Raw genomic sequence first — 5,914 nt, forward strand, 5'->3', positions numbered from 1 at the left:
ACCGGCGACACCACAACGGCCAGAACGGCCGAAAGGAGAGATGAGACATGATCCGACGATTCCGCGAACGGCTGGAACGGTTCCAGCTGAGACGCATCCAAGACGGGCAGGCGAGACCCCGGAGGCACGTCCGACGCGCCGAGACGCTGCGCATCGAGACGCTCGTCCTCGAAGAGACCCGGACCTACCGCCCGCGCCTCCAGATCGCGGCTGAGCCCGGGACAGACCTGGAGGCGGTCGACGATGCGATCTTCCGCGCACAGGCGGAGGCCGGGGACGAGGGATACGTCTCGTTCATCGCGCACCTGCGTGACCATCTGCCAGAGGGCGCCCGCATCCAGATGATGGACCTGCCGGAGTCCTACCGGGACAAAGACCCGCACCGTGTGCTGTTGCACATCCATCATGGACGGGAGGAGGGCTCGGATGAACTATAAGATTCCGAAGGAGACGCGGAGCCCGGTCCGGATCGGATGGCTCCACCTGTCGGACGCCGGGTTCTTGCTGTTGCTGTTCATGGTCGGCTACTACGTGTCCGACATGGACACGGTCGTCCCGACGCGCTTCCGCTTCCCGTTCCTGATCCTGTACGTGCTGTTGCTCGTTCTCGTCATCCTGCGCCCGCCGACGAACCCGAAGGCCCGTCTCGGGCAGGTGCTGTACTGGAAATGGCTCCGGCGGGATCGCCTCGGCGTCGTCCATGCCGAACCGACACCGGACGAGCCCGTGACCCGGCTCCGACGTGACGCCGGCCTCGGTTCACCCCGTTTGAACCGTACACCACACCATCAACACACCATTCACACGAAAGAGGAGGAAAACACAAATGAATGATTGGACCATCCAAGGACAGCCCCCGGCGCAAGAGATGCCGGGGACGCCCTGGTTCACCGACGACGACATCCCGGCCGCCAAGAAGAAGGCGGCCGGTTCTCGTTTCGTCTCGTCGTCGATGCGACGCTACCTGAACATCATCGCGACGGATGACGAGGGGAACCTCGTCCAGCCGGACGGAGGGGTCGTCCGGCTCCTGTCGTTCGTCGGGGACGACATCCGACACGCCCATCCCGAGGTCGAGGAACAGGCGATGTACGCCTTCGCGATCCTGCTCCGCTCCTACCGCTACCCGCTCAAGGTCGTCACGATGAACTTCCCCGTGAACACGGCGGCCCAACGGGCCTCGATCGAACGACGCCTCAAGCACGCCGACGGCCCGCGTCGAGAGGCGCTCGAACAGGAATGGCGGACGCTCGAACGGTTGGATAGGACGCGCCATCACCGCGAATATTTCTTCCTGCTGTTCGCGCCGGACGCCGAGGAGATGCGTCAGCGCATCCGTAGCCTGCGTCAGAGCATCGGCGTACACTTCCGACCGATCGACCCGGACAAACAGGTCCGTCTCGTCCGTCAGCTCCACAACGGCGCCGAGACGGCGTATGACCACGAGAACCACGAAGGAGGAGAACGCTGATGTTCTGGACGAAAACGAAGGACAAGAAGCACGACGAGGCCCGGACGAAGGAGAGACGGGCGACGAAGGCCGACCCGATGCTCATCAAGGCGATCGAGCCCGCCGGCGGGATCACGTTCAAGGAACAGTACGCGATCACGGGGAACGGCTACGAGGCGTGCCTGCACGTGACGCGCTACCCGCGCAACGTCAACAAGTACTGGCTCGAACCGCTCCTCAACATCCGGGTCGACGGCGTCACGACGCACGTCGACATCGCGCCGTCCGACCGGGACGCCGAGCTCGACGCGATCGGGAAGTCGGTCGAGGAACAGCTCTCCCGTTACGTGACGGAAAAACGCGAACGGAACAAGATGGACGCCCAGAACGACTACAACGAGCTCCGTACGATGTACGAACAGCTCGTCGAGGGCGGGGAGGAAATCCTGTACGTGAAAATCCGCTATTATGTCGCCGCCCGGACGCTCAAGGAGCTCGAGGAGAAGATCCGGCTCGTCGAGGAAGAGGTGCGGGCCCGGGGTTGCCGGGCGACGCTCCTCATCGAGGAACAGGAGGCCGAGTTCATGGCGATCGGGCGCGACGCGCTCGCCCAGGAGCGCGAGCTCTATAACGGCCGTGTCCGGAAAGGACAGCCGATCCCGTCGCTCACGTTCGCGGCGGGCTACCCGTTCTACTATCGCCATCTCGACGACCCGCGCGGGTCGTACCTCGGGGACACGTACACGAACGGGCCGGTCCTGTTCGACCTGTTCCACAAGGACCCCGCCCAGGGCCGGAACTCGTACTGCTTCATGGCCGCCGGTGTCCAGGGGGTCGGGAAGTCGACGCTCCTGAAGAAGCTCCTGTCGATGACGGCCATGAACGGGGGCAAGGTGCGCGTGCTCGACCCGACGACGCCGGGCGAGTTCACCGGGCTGGCCGACCACTTCGGCGGGCTCCGCATCCCGCTCGACGGCTCCATGGGGCTCATCAACCCGTTCGAGATCATGGCCACGGCCGCGCGTGACGTCGAGGACGACGGGGACGGGTCGATCGACGAACTGAACTCGTATCTGACGCACATCGACCGGCTGACAGAATGGTACGCCCTGCTCAACCCGCGCCTCACGGACGACCATGAACTGCACGTCTTCGGCGTGTTCACCGACCGCTTCTATCAAGCCTGTGGCCTGTCGCCGGAATCGGGGCAGGTGACCCGGCTCCCGGCGACGCAGTATCCGACGCTGTCGGACTTCCACGACTACCTCGGACATGAGCTCGGGACGACCCGGAATGACCAGGAACGGGTCGCACTCGAACGGATCCATGTCGCGCTCGAGACGCTCGTCGGGAAACCGGACTTCGACGGCCACACGTCGTTCCCCGACATCACCGACCATCCGTTCGTCGTCTTCGGGACGGCGGGCATCGTCAACCGACGCGCCAACGTCCAGGCGGCGCAGCTCTATCTGTTGTCGAACTTCCTGTGGGGCGAGATGCTGACGAACGGCGCGCCCCAGTTCAAGGCGTTCAACGACGGCGAGCTCGCGCTCGAGGACGTCGTCCCGTACCTGTTCCTCATCGACGAGGCGCACCTGTACCTGAACGACAAGCCGGAGAACCGGCGCCTCATCCAGCTCATCGAGAACTTCGTCCGGCAGTCGCGGAAATACTTCGGCGGGGTCGGCTACGCCACCCAGTCGATCAACGACCTGAAGGGCGCGCACCTGTCGAAGCTCTTCGAGCTCACCCAGTACAAGATGATCTTCAAGCACGACGCCTCGTCGGCCGCGGGCATCCGCGAGTCGTTCGCGGGGCAGTTCTCTGAGGCGGAGGTCGAGGCGATCCGTTCGTTCGGCGAGGGGGAGATGCTCCTGGCGATCACGGGCGGGGAGACGATCCGCATGCGCGTCCAGGTCAGCCGTGAGGAGCTGGCCCGGTTCGGCGGGGGCGCCTGATGGCCGTCCCTGCGGTCGCGAAGGCCGCCCACACGCTCTGGTCGCTCCTGCCGGAGGAGAAGAAGCGATGGCTCCTCGCGTTCGCGGGGCTGTCGCTGTTGTTGCTCGTGGTCCTCGTCTATACGCTCGTCGGGGCACTCCTCGCCTCGTTCGAGGCAGAGCGCGACGTCGACGTGCCGAGCATCGGGACGGGCGTCCTGTCGCCCGATGTCATGCGCTACGAGACGCTCGTCCGACGTTATGCGGAGGCGGAAGGGATCGGTGAGTACGTGCCGGTCCTGTTGGCCAAGATGCAGGTCGAGACGCGCGGGCTCGGGAACGATCCGATGCAGTCGTCCGAGAGTGGCTTCAACACGCGCTATCCGAACGTCCCGAACGCGATCCAGGACCCAGAGTACTCGGTCGAGGTCGGCGTGAAGGCGTTCAAGCAGACGCTCGAGATGAGTGGGCGGGATCTCCCGCTCGCCGTCCAGAGCTACAACTTCGGCCCCGGCTATATCGCCTACGCGAAGGACGCCGGGGGCCATTCGGAGACGGTGGCGAAGGCGTTCAGCCTGAAGATGGCCAACCAGCTCGGCTGGACGTGCGACGACTGGCGGGCGCCGTATTGTTACGGCGATCATACGTACCAGAAGAAGGTGTTCGACTATCTCACCGTCGCACCCGACGGGACCGTCTCGCTCGGCGGGTCGAGCCTCGCCATCGGCGACCTGCACACCCCGCTCGTCGAGTCCCTGTTCCGGGGTCGCATGACGTGTGGGATCGGCTGTTACGCCGGACACCCGGGCTATGACTGGGGCGTCCCGATCGGGACACAGGTGTACTCGATGACCGGCGGGATCGTCGTCAAGGTCGTCGACGGGCGCGCGAACAACGCGCCGACCGGCCGACCGGACTACGGGAACCACATCCAGGTCCGCTACGGCGATGTGCAGGTGACGTACGCGCATCTGTCGCCGGGCACGCTCCGCGTGCGACAGGGCGACACGGTGAAACCGGGCCAACCGATCGCACTGTCCGGCAACTCGGGCAACTCGACGGGACCCCACCTACATGTCGACATGTTGAAGGGGCCGAGCTTCGCCTACACGATCGACAACGCGGTCCGTTTCTTCGACGAGATGACCGCATCGAAACAGATCGCGCAGAATCATTGAAACGAACAAGGAGGAAACTTGGATGAGAGAAAAACATCAGATCATCTTGCGTGGGGTGATCATCGCCGGACTCGTCGGCATGACCCTGTTCACCCTGTACCGCATAGGAGACACGGACACGTCCGGGGCAGGGATGGACGTCCCGCCACCGGAAACGAACGAGCGCGAGGAGAAGGAAGACCTCGTCGCCAAACAGAACGCGGTCATCGCACAGCTGCGTGACGAGATCGCGACGTTGAAGGCGGGAGAGGACGACGCCACAAAGACGCCCGGGGAGGACGCCGATCCGACGCCTGAACCGTCCGGGACGGACGCGGAACGGATCGCCGACACGGTCGCCTTCGCGACCGACTACTGGACGTATGACGGCCCCGACGACCTGTTGAAGCCGTCCGTGCTCGACCGGCTGACGGACGGGTTCCGGGAACGTCTGGAGACGGAGCCGGCGCCCCCGTCCCCGTCATTCGAGGCAGAGGTGAAGCACGTCGAGGCGTACCTCCGACATGACGACGAGACCCACGTGACGGCGTTCGTCGAGGTGAATCAAACGGTCGACATCGCCGGCAAGAAGAGCGAGGACAACGTCCTAGCCCGCGTGCACTGGACGTCGACCCCGGACGGTTGGCGCGTCGATGACGTGACCGTCCCGACGGTCGGGGTCACGATCCCCGACGCGCCGGAAGGGGGTGGGGAGGGATGAACGGAAGACTGAGCCGGTCTCCCTCGAAATGGTACGCGCTGGCGTTCCTGACGGTCATCCTCCTGATCGCCGGGCTCGTCCTGTTCGGTCGGGTCGTCTACGTCGAGGAGACCGAATACGTGACGTCACCCGGCACCCAGATCACAGTCAAACAGGACGAACAAGCGCTCGGGAACATCATCCTCTGGGACTGGTTGTATGACCCGGACGACGGGTCGATGCAGGTATTCCTCGGCAAGGGGATCGGTGTCCCGGCCGACTATTTCGCGGACGGCAAGATGGACCTCGTGGCGTTCGTGAAGCACCCCGGCGACACGTCGCCGACGGTCGAGAACGTGTATGAGGACGCCGACAGCGCGGTCCTCGAAGTGACCGGCGTCCCGCACAAGTTCGGGGCGCTCGCGCTCGACCTGACCCCCCACGGGGTGACTCGGGAGACGAACCCGGACGTCCTGTTCGAGCGTCGTAAGCAGGCGTTCAGTGGCGAGAAATCGGAGGAGGAGGAGACGGACGAGACGACACGACTGTTCACGTCGGACGGCGTCGTGAAACGTGTCGACGCGCTCGACGCGGACGCGGACGCGTTCCGGGAACGGACGCACGACCGCCTCGTGGCGGAGCTCGAATGGCGTGTCGAATCGTACGAGGA

The 5,914-nt window shown here is 64.7% G+C and carries 7 protein-coding genes; all 7 read left to right on the forward strand.

All coding sequences use genetic code 11. From position 1 onward, the window contains the following. Positions 1-47: 47 nt before the first annotated feature. Complete coding sequence (locus GVY42_RS15635; RefSeq protein ID WP_159565657.1) at positions 48-437, forward strand: hypothetical protein; 390 nt, start codon at positions 48-50, stop codon at positions 435-437. Then, complete coding sequence (locus GVY42_RS15640; RefSeq protein ID WP_159565659.1) at positions 406-834, forward strand: DUF5592 family protein; 429 nt, start codon at positions 406-408, stop codon at positions 832-834. Before GVY42_RS15635 ends, GVY42_RS15640 begins: the two co-directional genes overlap by 32 nt. Next, a complete protein-coding gene (locus tag GVY42_RS15645) occupies positions 827-1,471 on the forward strand; it encodes a hypothetical protein (RefSeq protein WP_159563691.1) in 645 nt (214 codons plus the stop codon). Before GVY42_RS15640 ends, GVY42_RS15645 begins: the two co-directional genes overlap by 8 nt. Continuing rightward, positions 1,471-3,408 (forward strand): VirB4 family type IV secretion system protein, encoded by a 1,938-nt coding sequence (locus GVY42_RS15650; protein WP_159563690.1) that lies wholly within the window; start codon positions 1,471-1,473, stop codon positions 3,406-3,408. Before GVY42_RS15645 ends, GVY42_RS15650 begins: the two co-directional genes overlap by 1 nt. Continuing rightward, entirely contained in the window at positions 3,408-4,565 is a 1,158-nt protein-coding gene (locus GVY42_RS15655) for a lysozyme family protein (RefSeq protein ID WP_159565661.1), read from the forward strand. The genes GVY42_RS15650 and GVY42_RS15655 overlap by 1 nt, the downstream gene beginning before the upstream one ends. A gap of 22 nt (positions 4,566-4,587) precedes the next feature. Then, the gene (locus GVY42_RS15660; RefSeq protein WP_159565663.1) at positions 4,588-5,265 is read left to right on the forward strand and encodes a hypothetical protein; all 678 of its coding nucleotides are present in this window, start codon (positions 4,588-4,590) and stop codon (positions 5,263-5,265) included. Beyond that, positions 5,262-5,914: hypothetical protein (locus GVY42_RS15665; protein ID WP_159565665.1), on the forward strand; the 653-nt coding region annotated here is incomplete at its 3' end. The genes GVY42_RS15660 and GVY42_RS15665, both read left to right, overlap by 4 nt.

Source organism: Exiguobacterium sp. 8A, from assembly GCF_902506275.1.
Lineage (GTDB): Bacteria > Bacillota > Bacilli > Exiguobacteriales > Exiguobacteriaceae > Exiguobacterium > Exiguobacterium profundum.

Coding starts and splice junctions, on each gene's coding strand:
- GVY42_RS15635 (WP_159565657.1), top strand. CDS start 48: ATGATCCGACGATTCCGCGAACGGCTGGAACGGTTCCAGCTGAGACGC.
- GVY42_RS15640 (WP_159565659.1), top strand. CDS start 406: ATGGACGGGAGGAGGGCTCGGATGAACTATAAGATTCCGAAGGAGACG.
- GVY42_RS15645 (WP_159563691.1), top strand. CDS start 827: ATGAATGATTGGACCATCCAAGGACAGCCCCCGGCGCAAGAGATGCCG.
- GVY42_RS15650 (WP_159563690.1), top strand. CDS start 1,471: ATGTTCTGGACGAAAACGAAGGACAAGAAGCACGACGAGGCCCGGACG.
- GVY42_RS15655 (WP_159565661.1), top strand. CDS start 3,408: ATGGCCGTCCCTGCGGTCGCGAAGGCCGCCCACACGCTCTGGTCGCTC.
- GVY42_RS15660 (WP_159565663.1), top strand. CDS start 4,588: ATGAGAGAAAAACATCAGATCATCTTGCGTGGGGTGATCATCGCCGGA.